The following is an 18,008-nucleotide window of genomic DNA, read 5'->3' on the forward strand; positions in this document are numbered from 1 at the left end:
TCACCGTCGGTGTCCTCGTCACCATCCTTGGTGCCGTCACCATCGGTATCCGGGTTCAACGGATTCAGGCCAGCGGCCTTCTCATCATCATTGGAGACACCATCGCCATCAGCATCCGGGTCCTCTTCATTGATGATGCCGTCGCCGTCCTTGTCACCCTTCGGGCCATCCTCATCATCCTTATCGATGATGTCCGGAATACCGTCACCGTCAGAATCCTTGGACTCGTCCTTAGTCGGATCAGACTCCTCAGCGTTGGTCTTACCGTCGCCGTCGGCGTCCTCGTCACCATCCTTGATGCCGTCACCGTCGGTATCCGGGTTGTACGGATCGGTACCAGCAACCTTCTCATCAGAGTTGTTGACACCATCACCATCGATATCCGGATCAACAGCATCCGGGATGCCATCCTTATCGGTGTCGTTGGTCAGCGGACCATCAGTAATATCCGCCTGGCCATCTTCCGGATCCTTATCCGTAACACCAGTATCGCCAAGGCCGTCACCGTCCTTGTCAGTGACCGGTCCTTCAGGAACCTCAGACTCGTCCTTGTTCTTCTTACCGTCACCGTCGGTGTCCTCGTCACCATCCTTGATGCCGTCACCGTCAGTATCCGGGTTCAGCGGATCAAGACCAGCTTCCTTCTCATCATCGTTGGAGACACCATCACCATCAGCATCCGGGTCCTCTTCATTGATGATGCCGTCGCCGTCCTTGTCACCCTTCGGGCCATCCTCATCATCCTTATCGATGATGTCCGGAATACCGTCACCGTCAGAATCCTTGGACTCGTCCTTAGTCGGATCAGACTCCTCAGCGTTGGTCTTACCGTCGCCGTCGGCGTCCTCGTCACCATCCTTGATGCCGTCACCGTCGGTATCCGGGTTGTACGGATCCGTACCAGCAGCCTTCTCATCGGAGTTATTGACACCATCGCCATCAATATCCGGATCCTGAGAATCCGGGATACCGTCACCATCAGTGTCCGGATCGGCAATCATGCGCTCAGTCACGGTGAGCTTAAACTCATCCGAATCTTCCTTGCCATCCTTAGACGCCTTAACCTCAACATCGTAGGAGGTCAAGTCAGCATCAGCAGGAACCTCGCCCTCAATAGCCTTAGTCTCCGGGTTGTACTTCAAAAACTCCGGCAAACCGATAGCCGAAACCTCAGAACCCTCAGTGGACTTAACCGGAATGGAAACCTTCTCACCACGCTGAACCTTCGTATCCGGAACAGCATCAACGCTCACATCCGCACCCGGAACCTCCGGCTGAGTATCCTTCTCAGTCACCGTGACGGTGACGTCAACAGTGTCCGTAGACTTATCCGGATAGGTCACAACAACCGGAACCTTGATCTCGTCACCCGGCTTCGCATCCTCCGGAACCGGAACAGTGATAGAACCATCCTCGTTGACGGTCACATCCTCCGGAGCACCCTCGCCCTTCTCGAACTTAGTGCCCTCCGGCGGAGTGGTGTCCTTGCCGTCCTTATCCTTAAAGACCGGCTTATCAACCATGACATCCTCACCCGGCTTACCAGAACCATCCTCATAACCAGGCTCGAACTCCTCGTTCTGCTTGGTTTCCGGATCACCAGGCTTCTCAACATTGAATGGGGCTACTCCTCGGGCGACGACACGGCCCTGGGTAGCTGGCTTGCCGTCCTCACCAAGGACCGGGTCACCGTTTTCATCAAGCTTCGGGACCTGCAGGGCCTCGTCACGCATCACAACCGGGAAGGCGAAGGACTTACCAGCCTGCTCAGCGTTCGGGGTGAAAGTCACGACACCGGTCTCAGGATCGACCTTAACCTGGTCCTTATTGACACCCTCAGGCAGCTTGCCGAGCTCGAACTTGGCCTGCTCCGGCTTCTCTTCTTTAGTCTCGGAAGCTGGGTTGTCGAACTTCGGCTCAGAGGTAGCCTCTTCGCTAACCGTGGCATCGGCCGGGTCGTAGCCCAGGTAAGTCGTAGACACCGCGAAAGCGTCCATTGCTAGAACAATGTCGTTCGCCGGATCCGGGTTACCGCTAGTAGCCTTCAGACGAGCGGTAAAGGTATCACCAGTCTTAGCGCCCTTTGGAACCTCGAACTCACAGCTCGGAATCTTGTTTGCGGAGTCAGCCTTAGCGGGCTCACACGTCTTAACGACATTGCCGTCCTTGTCGTACCATTCGATGTAGTAGCTCAGGTTATCCGAGAGCGGAAGGCCTGCAGTATCGGTCTGAACCTTGTCTCCGATCTTGGCCCAGTTATCGGTGGTGTTCTTATCCACCACATCGAACTTCAGGGCCTGCGGAGCAAGCGCGACATTCCAGCGCAGGTACTTATCGTCAAGCTCGTTGATCTCGACACCATCGCCACCGAAAAGCTGTGCGTTAGCGCCACCCGCGGACGGTCCGGCCCACTGCCCCAGAGACCACGGGTAGAGCATGCCAACATTATCCGACAGCTCTTTGCCGTCCTTGTCAAGGACCTGGACGTAGGACCAGTCCATGTTCACGTGCTTGGATGTGTGGTTGCCGTTGATAAAGGTGCCCTCATCACGAGACGCAGCCACCGTGTGGAACTTCTCTGCAGGCACCGTACCCTTGCGGTCCCAGGCCTGGCCGTAGATGCCCTTCCACTTCAGAGAGAACCGACCATCAGCACTGGTGGTGGTGGTCAGGGTTTCTGCGATCCAGCCTTCTGGATCCGCTGCCACCTGCTCATTAATCCACTTCTGAAGGCCCTGCTCGTCGTCAACGGTCCAACCCTTGCCACGCAAGGTCTTACCCGCGTACGTCTCGGCAACATGGTCGTGGATCGCCTGCACGGCTTCATCTTTCAGGTAAGAGCCAACAACCTTCAGTCCCGCAGCAGGAATGTCCTTGCCGCCAAAGGCGCTCACAGTGTTGTGATTCAGACCACCCTGCAGAACGTCAAGGTTCCAGAACGCCCGTCCCAAGTACGAGCCGTACAGTTCGGTCCCCTCGGATTCGGCCCACTTATTCTTTGGCAGGTGCTGCGGCAGCTTGTCCTTCTGGGCATACTGGATGGTCATGCCGGTGATCTTGTTGCCACCCCATTGAGCATCGCCCTGAGTGGTCGGCGTCGTGTTTGCGCCGATGCCCGGGAAGATACCAGCCGCCGGCTGGTGCACCAGACGGTACTTGTCCGTTATGTCTTCCGGAAGCTCCGTCCAGACGCGGATCTTTTCGCGCTTCTGATCACGCTTGCCCCGGTCATCACCAGTGGTCAGACCGACAGATGCATCCGCATCAAAGTGACGGGTCTTACCGAGAGCATCGGTGTACGGAGCCATGTTGAGGGTGAAGTTACCGTTTTCATCACTCTCGGTGTAATACACTGGGGATGAGTGCTGGGTGTTTTCACCCTCATACCACTGGGCGTAGACCTTAACACCCTTCAGCGGCTTACCGGAGTCCTGCACATTACCGAAACCAACCTTGGCTTCGACGATCTCCTTCACGGAACCGGAGATGGTGCTCTTCTGGCTTGCCTTACCCGGCGAGTAGATAGCCTGATCTTTGCCCGCTCCAGTTTCCGGAGCCTCAGCAGCCGGCTGATCTTCCTGCGCATTGGCAACCGCTGCGAACGGGGATGCTGGAGTTACTGCGTGGACGAAGGGGCCCACCATAGCAATAGAGAGCGCAGCGGCAGCAATGGTAGTGCCGCGGCGACGTACAGCAGTACGCTTGATTTCCTTCTTGTTCATACCAAGAAGTCCTTTCCTTAAGACTTGAAAGTATTGATCACGCTAGGGATACGTGACCGCGTAAGGGACTAACCGGCTTACGCAACCGAGAGCAGCTCACACTTATCACTTTGGAAGAAGGTCAGAGGATCCAAAGGTCTATGAACAAACTCGGATCTAATGTTAGCCCCGTTTACGAATTAAAGAAACCGTACGTCATCCTGAAAATTTGATGAATGGAGCTTTCTGTCGCCGACCAGAAAAAGCACATGTTTGACCTGCCCTTTTCGATGCGACTGCGACACGCGTCCAGATTGTTAATTAAGTCACGTCGTCACTTTCGTAACTTTTGCCCCAGGAATGTACTCCTAACGGGGGTGTTTTATACAGGGCGGTGAAAGTTGGGGGCGCGGGAGGCGTCGCCAAGCAGGGCGTATTTGGCGCGCAAATACCGCCATAGAAACACAAACCGCCCCGCTCCTTCCAGCATCGTGCATGTCGATGATCGTGTGCACAATGCTGCGGGAGAAGCAGGGCGGTGGTTGTTGCGCTGTTACTACGCTGCGTCATTGCCGTTAGGCGGTTCCTAAGGTTCGTTTACCTTTGACTGGCTGGCGCCTTACTGGTCTTGCATGACGTCATGGCGCACGATGGTCTGGTCACGGCCGGGGCCGACACCGATATAGGAGATGCGGCAGCCGGAGAGTTCCTCCAGACGCAGGACGTAATCCTGTGCCTTCTGTGGGAGGTCCTCAAAAGTCTGGCAGTTAGTGATGTCCTCATCCCAGGCCGGCATGGTCTCAAAGATGGGCTCGGCGTGATGGAACTCGGACTGGGTCAGCGGCATCTCGTCGTAACGCTTGCCGTCGACGTCATAGGCCACGCAGATGGGGATCTCACCGATGCCGGTGAGCACGTCCAGCTTGGTCAGGAAGTAATCCGTGAAGCCGTTGACGCGGGTGGCGTAGCGGGCGATCACAGAGTCGTACCAGCCGCAGCGGCGCTTGCGGCCGGTGTTGACGCCGATTTCGCCGCCGGTGGTCTGCAGGTACTCGCCCCACTTATCGAAAAGCTCCGTGGGGAAAGGACCAGCGCCCACGCGGGTGGTGTAGGCCTTGATGATGCCCAGGGAGGTAGTAATGCGTGTCGGACCAATGCCGGAGCCCACAGCGGCGCCGCCAGCAGTCGGGTTCGAGGAGGTCACGAACGGGTAGGTGCCGTGGTCAACGTCCAGCATGGTAGCTTGGCCGCCCTCCATGAGGACGTGCTTGCCTTCATCCAGTGCCTGGTTCAGTTCCAGCTCAGCCTCAATAACCATCGGGCGCAGGCGGTCGCGGTAGCTCAGGAAGTACTCCACTACCTGCTCCGGATCAATTGCCTTGCGGTTGTACATCTTCACCAGCATCTGGTTCTTAATGTCCAGGGCGGATTCAACCTTCTGGCGCAGGATAGACTCATCAAAGATGTCCTGCACGCGGATGCCGATGCGCGCGACCTTATCGGCATAGGCCGGGCCAATACCACGGCCGGTGGTGCCGATGGCGCGCTTGCCCAGGAAGCGCTCCTGCACGCGGTCCAAGGTCTGGTGGTAGGGCGCCACGAGGTGCGCGTTGGCGGAAATCTTCAGGCGCGAAGCGTTAGCGCCGCGGGCTTCGAGACCATCGATTTCATCGAAAAGGGCCTCCAGGTTAATCACCACGCCGTTACCCAGGACCGGGGTGGCGTTTTCAGAAAGAATGCCGGCGGGAAGGAGCTTCAGCTCGTACTTCTCGCCGCCGACCACGACGGTGTGGCCGGCATTGTTACCGCCGTTGGGCTTAACTACGTAATCGACTTTGCCGCCGAGGATGTCAGTAGCCTTGCCTTTGCCTTCATCGCCCCACTGGGCGCCGACGATGACGATCGCTGCCATGTTGGTGTCACTTCCTATTTATTGAAGTCAAATACGCACCTACTTTACCCGCCATGGTGGTGCAGTGTTGAGTTTGTGACAAGCTCGTCAGGAAATGATGCGCCGGCACACCGGGGAGAGGTTCGTCTCGAATCTCCTTTAAGCCCTCCTAAGCGGTTTCGGTGTTTGAATTAGCACCGTCGCCCTTGTCTTTCTCTTCGATGAAGATAGTGTCATTGGTGAACATCAGCCTCGAATTGTTTGGGGTGCTGATAATGACGCCATCGTCAACAACGGCAATTTGGGCTTCGATGCCATCGACGCCAATTCGGTAGAGACCGTTGCTTTCGATCTTCTTGCCATCAGTTGGGAGGTTGTCGACACCGCCCTGGTTGAAACTGGTTTCTCCCTCCAGCGGACGGAGGCTCACCACATCGAATTCCATATCTTCCGGCAGGTTAGTCTTATCGCTTTTGACGACCCAGGCTCCGCCATCGCCATGTGCACAGTCAATGGATTTTTCAGACGCATCAATACCGCACACCAAGTTCCAGCCATCAGCGGAAATATCGAAGAGCGTTTCGCCGCGGAGATCCTCCTCATCCTGGGCTAGATCCGCCGAGTCGGTGGGCTCTGACTTGACGTCAATGAAGAAGATGTCCGAGTTCACGCCGTCGAAGGAATTTTCCATGGACGTGGCTTCGGTGCCCGGACGCCTGTTTACTTTGCCCTCGACGCCGACGATGTCGCCTTCGGTCTTGGACTCATAGGTATACCCCTCACCATCCTCCTTCACCTCTAAAGAAGAGGACGTAATGAAGAGGGCATCCTCGTCTCTGAGATCGCCCTTGGAAAAGAAGACGGGAACCTTGACATCCTCCCCATCAAACTCGCCTTCCAGCACCACGTAGCTGAGGAACTTACAGGGATCATATTCATCCTCACCGATGCTCACGTCTTCAAATTTCTCAGTGGATCCCTTCACGTAGGCTTCTTCATTCTCTAGGACCTTACTGAGTTTGGTGTCCTCGAGTTCTTGCTTCTCGTCGCAGTCAGCGTTAGCGCTTGAGGAGGATGCACTGCTGGACGTCGAGGTGGCCTTAGAAGAAGTAGTCGCCGCAGAACTCGTCGTCGACTCAGCGGCGGCCTCGGTGAATGCCGGCTCCTCGGGTTCTGTCAGGGAGCCGCCGATGAAGCTGCACGAGCTCATCAAGAGACCAGCGGTGGAAACAAGCGCAAGGGTTGTCATACGGGCGGACATGGTGATTACCTCCAGCTGTTAGACAAAGAAGAGTCGAATATTAGGAAAGAGTTGAGTGTTAGGAAGTTTGGCGTTGCCTTGGAGCCTACTGGCGGAATGTGACGTGCACTACTTTTCCGGGGAAAGCTCCGCTACTCGTGCGTCGCTGAAGGCGCTTTTTAGCCAAGCTCTGCCGACGCTTCTATGCTTCTTGTATGATCTGTGCACTTTTAGACTGCGGCGGCCACCTCACCGACGCTCATACCACTGCACTCACTGAGACTGCCCGGCACGGAGTACGTATCGAGTACTTCCGCGTCGCGGAGGTTCCCAGTCGGCAAGAGCTGAAGGCTATTGATGCACTGGCCAAGGAAATCCTGCCGGAGGACCCCACCCCATCGCTGGATGAGATTGCCGCGCAGCCAGATGTGAGCCATCTCGGCGCACCGGGGCCAGCACCGCAAGCCCCATTCCTGCACGAGTCGCTGCGCATCGTGGTGATCGGCAACGATGCTGCGCTTAGCGCTGTACTGACCCGCATGATGCGAGCGGATTACCTGTGGGCCGAGGTGGGCTTCGTCCCCACCAGCGAGTACTCCACCGCTGCGATGAACTGGGGCCTGAAAACACACGAAACCGACCAGAGTCTCGCCGACCAGGTCGCGGTTGTCGAAGAGGCGCTCTCCTTTGCCCTGACCGCCCCGGCCAAGCCGGTGCCGCTCATCCGCAATGATGCGGGCCTTGCCGTGGCCGGTTCGGCAACGATTGCGGAATGGTCGAATGAGGAGATCACCGGGGAAATCATCGTCGACGATGCCGTGCTGCTGCGCGCCGACCGCGAAAAGGATGTCTTCGGCGCGAAGCTCGTACCAATGACGGATGCGCCGGGCATCGTGGCAGCGAAGGCGGTTACCAGTTTTGAGGCGGACGCAGCACCGCACCGAGGGCTCTTCGCGCGCCTGCGCAAGCCTGCTCAACCTGGGCAGCTCGACCCCGCCAGCGTCATGCAAGGCCGGGCGGTACAGGCTGGCGGGCCTTCGCTCAGCGTCAGCGTTGATGGAGTCCGCGCCAAGCGGCCGGTCAAGCGCGTGACGTTCTACCGCCACCTGCGGGACCTACAGATAGTGCGTCCCTAGGCAGTACAGCCCTAGTCCTCTTCCCAGACCTCCGGCGGGTAGGCCGGGTGCTTGGAGGTGGGCACGAGTTGTGCCACGGCTGACTCGCGGGACATGCCGCACACCATGAGCAGGTCCACGATGATGGAGCGCGTCTGGGCCAGTACGGCATAGGCGGAGAGCACTGCTTCCTCGCCGGCGATGTCCATCGAGCAGCGGGCGCCCAGCTGGCGTAAGCGGTTGACTATTTCCGGAATTGCTTGGGCTTCATCCACGCGGCGCTCATGCGCTGTTTGGTGGGTATAGAGGTCAGAGAGCTCCATCGTGATTTCAGCAAGTTCGTCGATGATCTCAACTTGCTCGGCGGTGGCTTGGTCACCGTCCTCGGCGAGAACAAGCGCACGGCGGGAGAGCACGCGGGTGCCGCGGACCATGTTGTCAACAGGAGTGAGGATGCGCTCCAGGGAGCGCACGGTGCGCTGCGTGCTCCACAGGAAGGGCGACAAACGTGCGGTTTCCGCGCCGCCCTTGGTGGCGTTGAGCATGTTGTTAATGTCATCCTGCGTGCCGCGCACGGCGTCGCGGGCCTCAGTGATGGTTTCGGGATCATTTTCTTCCAGCCCCTTGGCAACGTCGGAAAGGACCAGGGAGGTAATGCCTAAGACCTTCGAGACTTCCGAGCGGCCCGCGCGCAAGGGCGAGGAGGGAATCAGCACGATCATTGTGAGGCCAATGACCGCGCCGATGATGGCGTCAATGGCACGGGAGATGCCGCCCATTTCTTCCGGGGGAAGGATGGTGGCGATAAGGATGGCGGCGATGACGATTTGGTTGCTCACCATCTGCGAGCCCGTGACAAAGGAGCCGATCACCAGGGCAAGGCCGATGATGATGGTCATGTGGATGGGGCCGGTGCCGAGGGCGTCGACAAGCAGCGTGCCCACCAGAACCCCCACGATGCCGCCGATGGACATGTCCACCGCGCGCTTGAGGCGATCGCTGCCGGATAGCCCAAGAATGATAATGACTGCCATCGGGGCAAAGAAAGGTTGCTCGTGGCCGAAGAAATCGTGCGCAACATAGAAGGCCAAACCAGCACCTATCGTGCACTGAAGCATGAATACGAGCCGGTTACGGATGCGTGTGAGGCGCGCCTTGAGGGATTTATCCACCAACCGCAGCTGCTCGCGGGTAGTTTTGCGAACGCGCTTGACGGTACTTGACGAACTCGACGATGACTCTTGCGCTTCCATGACTCCGGTATTTTACGCGTTCTGGCGGCGGGTTTGGATGAACAAAGCCACCCCTCGTGGGTGAGGGATGGCTTGTTGGCATGTGATGACGCCGCTCAGCGCCGGCGGCTGCTCAGCAGCGTCATCCAGTTGGTGTGGGTTTACTTAGAAACGGTCTTGCCCACGGAGTGCAGGTCCTGGCAGGCCTCAACCACGCGGTCAGCCATGCCCTGCTCAGCCTTCTTGAGGTAGGAGCGCGGGTCGTAGACCTTCTTGTTGCCCACCTCGCCGTCGATCTTGAAGACGCCGTCGTAGTTAGCGAACATGTGGCGTGCAACCGGGTTGGTGAAGGCGTACTGGGTATCGGTGTCAACGTTCATCTTGATGACGCCGTAACGCAGGGCCTCCTCGATCTTTTCCTTCTCGGAGCCGGAGCCACCGTGGAAGACGAAGTCGAAGGGCTGGGAGCCTTCCTCCAGGCCGAGCTTCTTCACAGCAACCTTCTGGCCCTCATCCAGAACCTCCGGGCGCAGCTTCACGTTGCCCGGCTTGTACACGCCGTGGACGTTGCCGAAGGTAGCGGCCAGCAGGTAGCGACCCTTCTCACCGGTACCGAGGGCATCAACGGTCTTCTCAAAGTCCTCCGGAGAGGTGTAGAGGTTCGCGCCGGCCTTGGCCTCAACGCCGTCCTCTTCGCCGCCAACGACGCCGATCTCAACCTCAAGGATGATGTTGGCGTTGTGGGCCTTCTCGAGGAGCTCCTGAGCGATCACAAGGTTCTCATCGATCGGGATAGCGGAGCCATCCCACATGTGGGACTGGAAGAGCGGCAGCTCGCCGCGGTCAACGCGCTCCTGGGAGAAGGCGATCAGCGGGCGCACGTACTCATCCAGGACTTCCTTCTGGCAGTGGTCAGTGTGCAGCGCAACGTTAATGCCGTAGTGCTGTGCAGCCTCGTGAGCGAAGGCAGCCAGTGCCTTGGCGCCGGCAACCTTGTTCTTCACGGACAGGCCGGAACCGAACTCGGCGCCGCCGGTGGAGAACTGGATGATGCCGTCGGACTCAGCCTCGGCGAAGCCGCGGAGAGCGGCGTTGATGGTTTCGGAGGAGGTGCAGTTGATTGCCGGGAATGCGAAGCCGCCCTTCTTGGCGGTATCCAGCATCTGGTTATAAACCTCAGGGGTTGCAATAGGCATGAAATTCCATCCTTTGGAGTTGCTGTGCAGTAAGCCGTGCCGTCTCACAAACCAGCGAAACAACACGTTCCAACACCCAAGTATGCCTGTTGTTGTGGTTTTCCGCCGCGAGATGCGATGTGACCTCACTTAAACACCGCTCCGCATGGGCAGGAATCCCCCGACCACCTGGGGAAACGCTGCTATTTCTTGGATTCTGACTTGTACTTCACAATCCGGGTGCAGGCCTCCAACAACATCCAACCGGACAATTGAACGGACAAATCGCGCTCAGCCACGCGGATAATGCCCATCTTCTGGCTCAATGACGAGGGGCCGAAACCGTAGTTATGGGGAAGCTTCGCATCCGCGGTCCAATCGGAACCGAAGATGGGTAGGCCGTCTACCTCTAGGCGGTGTTCCCACACGGATTCCGCCGAGGCCGTCACGAGGCGAGCGGCCAGCTTCTTCGTCGCGCGGTTGGCCGGGGAATCGCCCGGCAGGCGCACCGCCACGTCCGCGAGGTAGCGAGCAAGGATGCCCTTGAAGAGGCCGCCGTCGCCGTCGCCAGTCTGCCAGTCGATGACGCCCGTGTACGTCGCCATGCCCGTGGCCACCGCTTGGACTAGGCCGCGGATGCGAGTGGTGTAATCCATCATGTCCGCGGCGAGTTCTGCCTCGTGGACGGAGTCGATATCCTCCACGGAGCGCAGGCCGGTCTTCTCCCGCAGCGCCAGCACGATTTCCAAGCAGGCACCGAGCACCACGCCTTGGCAGTAGGGGTGGATGTTGCGGACGATCTCCTGCCCATCCATACGCATGCGGATGCCGTCCATGACGAAGCCATCGTCGTCAATCAAGTGATCGTAGATCCAGTCCACGATGTGGCGGGCCTCGTCCACGCGCCCCATGCGGGCCAGCATGATGGCGCCCGGCCCGTTCGAGGGGACGTTGAGGAAGGTCTCGCCTTCGCGCCAGGGCAGCACGCCGACCTGGGTGTCGATGCCATCGCGGATGTTGTGCTGCAGGGTGCCCAACTTCTTGTAGGGGCGCTGCTTCTTGAGCTCACCGGCCCGGGCGATGGCTAGGGCGAGCCATGCTTTGTCGTCGTAGTAGCGGTTCTTCGTCAGCGCACGGAGATTGCGCACATGGATGCCGCGGATGGTGTCAGCGATGCGCGCGCGGCGGGCTTTGGTGTTTTTGCGCAGGGCCGCATCAACGAGACAGTCCAGATAATGCGCCTGCCACCAATAATGCCAATGCACAAAGAGTGATTCCTTGGTGGTGGGTGGCCAACTCACCACGGCAAGGTTGGTACGGGGCAAGCCCCACACGGCCTGCGCGTGGCGCTCATTGATGGCTGTTTCCGCAAGGTCGGCGCGGTGGGACCATTTCTCTAACACTTTTGTCTCATCATTCTCACAATGTGAATTCGTTACCTAGATGTAAACACAGTGCGCGGGATCTCACCAAGCTTTTGATAAATCGGCGTGCTGCCGAATCCATGCATGCATGGCAATGCCTGCGGCCACGCCCGCGTTGATGGAGCGAGTAGAACCAAATTGCGCGATTGAGCAGGTCATTACTGCTGCGTCCTGGGCTTCCGGGCTGACGCCTGGGCCTTCCTGTCCGAAGAGGAGCAGACAGCGCTCAGGCAGCTCAGCGGTTTCTAGGGGGACACACCCGGGGGTGTTATCGATGGCCACGACGGTCAGTTCCTGGTCCGCCGCCCAGGCCATCAGCTCAGTAACATCCGCGTGGTGCATGAGGTGCTGGTACCTGTCGGTGACCATGGCGCCGCGCCGGTTCCAGCGGCGGCGTCCCACAATGTGGACGGTGTCGACGGCAAAGGCGTTGGCAGTGCGCACCACGGTGCCGATGTTGGAATCGTTTTCGAAGTTCTCGATGGCGATGTGCAGCGCATGCCGGCGCTTATCGATATCCTCCCGGATCGCCTCGCGTGTCCAGTAACGGTAGGCATCGACGACATTGCGGCGATCCCCCTCCGCGAGCAGTTCGGGATCGTATTTCTCCGCTTCGGGGCCTTCGGGCAGCGGGCCTTCCCACGGGCCAACACCGTGGCGGCCCTCGTTCCACTCGGTGGGGCCTTTGGCTGCCGCCTCTTCCTCGGGCTTAGGCAAGGTCAAGATCCTTAAGGCCCAGCAGGTAGCGGTATTCCAGGCCCTCGGCGGCAATGGCTGCGCCGGCATCGGTGTTGCGGTCCACCACGGTGGCCACTCCGACCACCTCGGCGCCTGCCTTACGAAGAGCCTTCACGGCGGTCAGCGGCGAGTTGCCGGTCGTGGTGGTGTCCTCGACAACGAGCACCTTCTGGCCCTCGACGTTGAAGCCCTCAATCTGACGCTGCATGCCGTGCTTCTTGGCTTCCTTGCGGACAACGAAGGCGTCGATATCGCGGCCATCGGCATGCATGATGGACAGCGCGACTGGATCCGCGCCCATGGTCAGGCCACCGGCGGCAGCATAATCCCAGTCAGCGGTGAGCTCACGCAGCAGCGAGCCGATAAGGCGCGAGGCCTCGTGCTGCAGGGTGGCGCGGCGCAGGTCCACGTAGTAGTCAGCCTCCTTGCCGGAGGACAGCGTGACCTTGCCGTGGACGACGGCCAGCTCCTTCACCAGTTCTGCTAGGCGTTGCTTCTTCTGCTGATCCAGGCTCATCGCTCGCTCCTTAAAGTCTGTGGCTGTTCGGCCGTGAAAAATCCGCTCTGTAGTTTACCCTCTTCCCGCACGGTTGCCCGCGACTAGTGCTGGTGCTCGGCTGTGACACCTGGCTGCGGCGCCTCGCCGCGGCGGCGGGCTGGCGGGTCTAGTCGAAGATGGAGGAGCCGCCATCGAAGCGGCGCGGCAGGCGGGCCTGATTGTTTTCGTAGGTGGGGCGCTCGTGGCCATCGGCAATCGCGTCGACTTCATCCGCACCCAGGCTGGAGTGGTCGATGGTGCCGCGGGCCTCGCTGGTGGTGCGGCTCGGCATGACCACCGGCTCGGTGGGGCGCTGGATGGTGGGGGCGTCGAGGGAATCATCGCGGTCCGGAACCGCCGTGGGCCCGGTGGGTTCCGGCTGCGGAGGTTCCGGGATGTCGCGGCTGGGGTCCAGCTCATCGACGCGCAGGACCTGAGCGGCTTCGGAGCGCGGTGGAAGAACGCGAGCAGCATCGGCGAGCAGCGACAGCGGTTCGAGCAGCTCTTCCCACTCAGCGCTGCGGGCCTGCCGGGTAGTTTGGGCCAGCACCCACTCCCCTTCCAGCCACACGGCAGTCACCGCGGCGGGTAGATGATTCAACGCCGTACTCACTCGGGTATCGATGAAGCGCTGGCCCACGCCAGCATCGGAGGCGAAAACCTCGAAACCTTCCTCCTCACGCACGTACAACAGATCCTCGGAGAGGTTTTCGATCTCCTCGCCTGCGCGGCGGAAATCCACCACGATATCGGAGGCCGCGCCGGTGCGCATAGCCATGACGGGGATAGCACCCATATCGAAGAGCAGCGTCTCGTGCCCCCGGACAGTTCCGGCGACGATGTCGCGGGGTTCGTGGCCGCGGGCGGCAGCGCCGCGGGTCCACTCATCCGCCAGGTAGGAATCATGCTTGAGGTATTCCCAGCCGCGCTGCTGGCCAAAGGCCTTGCGCTCACGGCGGGCACTGCCCGGCACGAGGTACTTGGCGCGCTCTGCGCGCTCCGCAAAGCTGGGTGCGGCAGCCTGCGGTTCGGCGGCCGGTTCCTCACTGGGCTCAGCGGCGGCCGGTTCTTCAGCGGCATCCGCAGTTGGCTCGGTTGCCGGCTCAGCCACGGGGTCTGGCTCAGCCACGGGTTCTGGCTCCGGCTCGGTAATGATGTCGGGCTCTGGAGCAGGCTCAGGTTCCTCGGCGAGCGCGGGTTCCTCGGCGAGCGCGGGCTCTGAGGGGGAGTCAGGGGTGAGTTCAGGCGCAGCGGTATCGGCCGCTGTGGTGGTTTCGTCGGCGGAGAGCGCGGCGCGCTGGCGGTGATCCAACCAGAGCACGATGAGACCAGCCACGAGCGCGACGGCGGCGAGGGATAAGAGTACGAAAGGCATCACTGCCTGACTCTAATCGCCCAGCGCGCTCGATCTGCGCTGACGCGCTGGTCACGCGCGGATTCTAGACGTGCTCGCGGTCGCCACGCTCCACCGGATTCTTCGGGTTGGCTGACCACTGCGACCATCCACCCACGAAGTGGCGCAAGCCGGTAAAGCCCACGTGTTCCAGCACGGCGATGGTAAGCGCGGAGTGGTTACCGGAGCCGGAGTAGATGATGGCGCCGTCCACGTTTTCCTTGGTCACGCCGTGCTGCTCAAGGATTTCGAGGATTTCTTCCTTGGACTTCCACACGGTGACGTCCTGCGTGTGAAAGAGGCGCTCCGGAAGGTTGACTGCACCCGGGATGTGGCCGGCCTTCAAGTCGAGGTTCTCGCGGCGGCCGGCGAAGCGGTTGCGCGTGCGAACGTCGAGAAGCAGGCCCTTATGCTCCTTGACCTCGTCGATGGTGGCCGTGGGCATCGACCCCGTGGTCACTTCAAAGTCCGAGGGCATGCCCAAGTTACCCGGGCCGGTAAGGGTGGGCAGGGACTGGGCACGCCAGTTTGACAGGCCGCCGTCGAGGATGCGGACGTTGTGGATGCCCGCCCAGCGCAGCGTCCACCACGCACGGCCAGCGAAGAGTCCGCGGCCTTCGTCGTAGACAACGACTTCGCTGTCCTCCTCTAGACCCCAGAGGTCGATCCACTCTTGAATCTTCTCGGTCTGCGGGAGTGGGTTGCGCCCTACCTTGGAGCCGGGCAGGCCCACGAAGGCTGAAGCGGCGTCGGCGTACTGGGCAGTCGGAATGTGGAGGGAGGAAAACTGATTGAAGGCCTCGCCTTCCCCTGGTGCCCAGAGGGAAGCGAGGATGGTCGTCTTATCACCGCGGTAAATCTTCTCACTCAACTCGTGAGGGGAGATCAAAATGCTCATGTCCCTAGATCATAGGGGCATGAGCGAAGAGTGGCGACCGATGAACGCGGTGAGCGCGGTGAGCGCTAATCGCGCTCACCGGTTTAGTCGGTGCCTTAGGCGGTGCGGGCAGCTAGCTCCAGGCGCTCGCCACCGTCGGCGACGTCAACGTGCACGGTATCGCCGTCCACGATGTCACCGGCCAGCAACTTCTTGGCCAGCTGGTCGCCGATGGCCTGCTGAATCAGGCGGCGCAACGGGCGGGCACCATAGGCCGGGTCATAACCGCGCTCCGCCAGCCACAGCTTGGCCGCGTCGGAGACCTGCAGCGTCAGGCGGCGGCCGGACAGGCGCTCGGCCAAGCCCTTGAGCTGGATGTCCACGATGCCGGAGAGCAGATCCGAGGTCAGCGGCTCAAACATCACCACATCATCAAGACGGTTGATGAACTCCGGTTTGAAGCTGCGCTTGACTGCCTCCATGACCTCCTCCTTGGTGCCGCCGGCACCCAGGTTCGAGGTCAGGATGATGACCGTGTTACGGAAGTCCACGGTGCGGCCCTGGCCATCGGTCAGGCGGCCTTCATCGAGCACCTGGAGCAGCACGTCGAAGACATCCGGGTGGGCCTTCTCGACTTCGTCGAAAAGCACCAGCGTGTACGGACGGCGACGCACCGCCTCCGTGAGCTGGCCACCGGCGTCATAGCCCACGTATCCCGGAGGGGCACCGACGAGGCGGGCGACGGAGTGTTTCTCACCGAACTCGGACATATCGATGCGAACCATGGCGGATTCATCGTCGAAGAGGAAGTCCGCCAGAGCCTTCGCCAGCTCCGTCTTACCCACGCCGGTCGGGCCTAGGAAGAGGAAGGAACCGGTCGGGCGATTCGGGTCAGCCACACCGGCACGCGCGCGGCGCACGGCATCAGAGACCGCGGTGACGGCCTCCTTCTGGCCCACCACGCGCTGTCCCAGCACGGATTCCATGTTGAGCAGCTTCTCGGTCTCTCCCTGCAGCATCTTGCCGGCTGGGATGCCGGTCCAGGCGGAGACAACCTCCGCGATGGTATCCGGAGTAACCTCCTCGCTGAGCATGGTGTTGTGCTGCTGCTGAGCCTTCTCCTCGGCGGCAGCCAGGTCCTTCTCCAGCGGCGGCATCTTGCCGTAGTTGATCTCGGAGGCCAGTGCTAGGTCACCATCGCGCTCCGCAATCTCTGCCTGGCGGCGCAGGTCCTCCAGTTGTTCCTTGATGGTCTGCACATCATCGATGGCCTTCTTCTCATTGGCCCAGCGGGCCTTGAGCTCACCGAGCTTCTCGCGCTCATCAGCCAGCTCCTGCTGAAGGGCAGTCAGGCGGTCCTTCGAGGCGGCGTCCGATTCCTTCTTCAGAGCCAGCTCCTCAATCTCGAGGCGGCGCACGATGCGCTCCAGCTCATCAATCTCCTGCGGGGAGGAGTCAATCTCCATGCGCAGGCGAGAGCCTGCCTCATCGACCAAGTCGATGGCCTTATCCGGCAGGAAGCGGTTGGTGATGTAGCGGTGCGAGAGCTCAGCGGCAGAGACCAAGGCCGAGTCCTGGATACGCACACCGTGGTGCACCTCGTAGCGCTCCTTGAGGCCACGGAGGATACCGATGGTGTCCTCCACGGAGGGCTCAGCGGCGTAGACCTGCTGGAAGCGGCGCTCCAGGGCGGCGTCCTTCTCGATGTACTTGCGGTATTCATCGAGGGTGGTGGCACCCACCAGACGGAGCTCGCCGCGGGCCAGCATGGGCTTAATCATGTTGCCGGCATCCATGGAACCCTCACCGGTGGCACCGGCGCCCACGATGGTGTGCAGCTCATCGATGAAGGTGATGATCTGTCCATCGGAAGCCTTGATCTCATCGAGCACGGCCTTGAGGCGCTCCTCGAACTCGCCGCGGTACTTCGCGCCGGCGACCATGGAGCCAAGGTCCAGGCTCAGCAGCGTCTTGCCCTTGAGGGATTCCGGTACGTCACCCGCCACGATACGGCGGGCCAAGCCCTCCACGATGGCGGTCTTACCCACACCGGGCTCACCGATGAGCACCGGGTTATTCTTCGTGCGGCGGCTAAGAACCTGGACCACGCGGCGGATCTCCTGATCACGGCCGATGACCGGGTCAATCTTGCCTTCGCGGGCACGGGCGGTGAGGTCCGTGGCGTACTTCTCCAGAGCCTGGAACTGCTCCTCGGGGTTCTCCGAGGTCACCTTGGCTGCACCACGCACGGAGGGGAAAGCGCCCTTGAGCGCGTCGTAAGTGGCACCCCGGGAGGTCAGCAGCTCCGCGGCATCCGTCTTCGAGCCCGCAATAGCTGCAAGCAAAACCTCGGTGGAGACGTACTCATCACCAAGCTCGCCGGCCAGCTCCTGGGCGCGGGTGAGGACGTTGAGGGCGTCGCGGTTAAAGTTCGGGTTCGCCATGTTGGCGCCCTCGGCCTTCGGGAGGGCGCCGATAAGCTGGCGTGCCTCCTTGAGCACCGTCTCCGGATCCACACCGGTGGCCTTGAGCACTGGGGCGGCAATGCCGTCCTTCTGCTCAAGGATGGCTGCTAAGAGGTGTGCCGGGCGGATGTCCGGGTTACCGTTGGCGGAAGCCGTCTGCAGTGCTTGCTGCAGGGCCTCCTGAGTTTTAGTGGTGGGGTTAAAAGAACTCATTGTTGT

The 18,008-nt window shown here is 60.5% G+C and carries 12 protein-coding genes; 1 reads left to right on the top strand and 11 read right to left on the bottom strand.

Features of this window, described 5'->3' with window-relative positions:
• From HMPREF2943_RS10990 to HMPREF2943_RS11000, 3 genes are all read right to left on the bottom strand, one after another.
• Window positions 1–3,722 (bottom strand): YPDG domain-containing protein (locus tag HMPREF2943_RS10990; RefSeq protein WP_070711604.1); only part of this gene is annotated, 3,722 nt, incomplete at its 3' end.
• A gap of 598 nt (window positions 3,723–4,320) precedes the next feature.
• The gene (locus HMPREF2943_RS10995) at window positions 4,321–5,613 is read right to left on the bottom strand and encodes an adenylosuccinate synthase (protein WP_070711605.1); all 1,293 of its coding nucleotides are present in this window, start codon (window positions 5,611–5,613) and stop codon (window positions 4,321–4,323) included.
• A 148-nt stretch (window positions 5,614–5,761) separates the two neighbouring features.
• On the bottom strand, window positions 5,762–6,853 hold the full coding sequence (locus HMPREF2943_RS11000) for a hypothetical protein (RefSeq protein ID WP_070711606.1): 1,092 nt from the start codon (window positions 6,851–6,853) through the stop codon (window positions 5,762–5,764).
• 194 nt (window positions 6,854–7,047) lie between these two features.
• Here HMPREF2943_RS11000 and HMPREF2943_RS11005 point away from each other — a divergent pair, with 194 nt between their 5' ends.
• On the top strand, window positions 7,048–7,968 hold the full coding sequence (locus tag HMPREF2943_RS11005) for a hypothetical protein (protein WP_070711607.1): 921 nt from the start codon (window positions 7,048–7,050) through the stop codon (window positions 7,966–7,968).
• Window positions 7,969–7,979: 11 nt separating this feature from the next.
• On the opposite strand, the gene HMPREF2943_RS11010 is transcribed toward HMPREF2943_RS11005, so the two are convergent.
• The 8 genes from HMPREF2943_RS11010 to clpB form a co-directional block, all read right to left on the bottom strand.
• Entirely contained in the window at window positions 7,980–9,200 is a 1,221-nt protein-coding gene (locus tag HMPREF2943_RS11010) for an FUSC family protein (RefSeq protein ID WP_070711608.1), read from the bottom strand.
• 140 nt (window positions 9,201–9,340) lie between these two features.
• Window positions 9,341–10,375 carry a class II fructose-bisphosphate aldolase gene (gene fbaA, locus HMPREF2943_RS11015; protein ID WP_010188696.1) on the bottom strand — a complete coding sequence of 345 codons (1,035 nt, stop codon included), beginning with the start codon at window positions 10,373–10,375 and terminating at the stop codon, window positions 9,341–9,343.
• 182 nt (window positions 10,376–10,557) lie between these two features.
• A complete protein-coding gene (locus HMPREF2943_RS11020) occupies window positions 10,558–11,757 on the bottom strand; it encodes a glycoside hydrolase family 76 protein (protein ID WP_010188694.1) in 1,200 nt (399 codons plus the stop codon).
• Window positions 11,758–11,820: 63 nt separating this feature from the next.
• Complete coding sequence (locus HMPREF2943_RS11025) at window positions 11,821–12,501, bottom strand: TrmH family RNA methyltransferase (RefSeq protein WP_371325751.1); 681 nt, start codon at window positions 12,499–12,501, stop codon at window positions 11,821–11,823.
• Window positions 12,488–13,033: an orotate phosphoribosyltransferase gene (gene pyrE, locus HMPREF2943_RS11030; RefSeq protein WP_070711609.1), complete on the bottom strand. Its 546-nt coding sequence runs from the start codon at window positions 13,031–13,033 to the stop codon at window positions 12,488–12,490. The genes HMPREF2943_RS11025 and pyrE overlap by 14 nt, the downstream gene beginning before the upstream one ends.
• Before the next feature lie 148 nt (window positions 13,034–13,181).
• The gene (locus HMPREF2943_RS11035; protein ID WP_070711610.1) at window positions 13,182–14,429 is read right to left on the bottom strand and encodes a type III secretion system chaperone family protein; all 1,248 of its coding nucleotides are present in this window, start codon (window positions 14,427–14,429) and stop codon (window positions 13,182–13,184) included.
• Window positions 14,430–14,493: 64 nt separating this feature from the next.
• Entirely contained in the window at window positions 14,494–15,345 is an 852-nt protein-coding gene (locus HMPREF2943_RS11040) for a sulfurtransferase (RefSeq protein ID WP_070644547.1), read from the bottom strand.
• 95 nt (window positions 15,346–15,440) lie between these two features.
• The gene (clpB, locus tag HMPREF2943_RS11045) at window positions 15,441–18,002 is read right to left on the bottom strand and encodes an ATP-dependent chaperone ClpB (protein ID WP_070644546.1); all 2,562 of its coding nucleotides are present in this window, start codon (window positions 18,000–18,002) and stop codon (window positions 15,441–15,443) included.
• Window positions 18,003–18,008: the final 6 nt, after the last annotated feature.

It is taken from the genome of Corynebacterium sp. HMSC072D12 (genome assembly GCF_001813925.1).
Taxonomy (GTDB): Bacteria; Actinomycetota; Actinomycetes; order Mycobacteriales; family Mycobacteriaceae; genus Corynebacterium; species Corynebacterium aurimucosum.

Bases quoted from the DNA above. Each gene is read 5' to 3' on its own strand.
- HMPREF2943_RS10995 (WP_070711605.1), bottom strand. From the start codon at position 5,613: ATGGCAGCGATCGTCATCGTCGGCGCCCAGTGGGGCGATGAAGGCAAA.
- HMPREF2943_RS11000 (WP_070711606.1), bottom strand. From the start codon at position 6,853: ATGTCCGCCCGTATGACAACCCTTGCGCTTGTTTCCACCGCTGGTCTC.
- HMPREF2943_RS11005 (WP_070711607.1), top strand. From the start codon at position 7,048: ATGATCTGTGCACTTTTAGACTGCGGCGGCCACCTCACCGACGCTCAT.
- HMPREF2943_RS11010 (WP_070711608.1), bottom strand. From the start codon at position 9,200: ATGGAAGCGCAAGAGTCATCGTCGAGTTCGTCAAGTACCGTCAAGCGC.
- fbaA (WP_010188696.1), bottom strand. From the start codon at position 10,375: ATGCCTATTGCAACCCCTGAGGTTTATAACCAGATGCTGGATACCGCC.
- pyrE (WP_070711609.1), bottom strand. From the start codon at position 13,033: ATGAGCCTGGATCAGCAGAAGAAGCAACGCCTAGCAGAACTGGTGAAG.
- HMPREF2943_RS11035 (WP_070711610.1), bottom strand. From the start codon at position 14,429: ATGCCTTTCGTACTCTTATCCCTCGCCGCCGTCGCGCTCGTGGCTGGT.
- HMPREF2943_RS11040 (WP_070644547.1), bottom strand. From the start codon at position 15,345: ATGAGCATTTTGATCTCCCCTCACGAGTTGAGTGAGAAGATTTACCGC.
- clpB (WP_070644546.1), bottom strand. From the start codon at position 18,002: ATGAGTTCTTTTAACCCCACCACTAAAACTCAGGAGGCCCTGCAGCAA.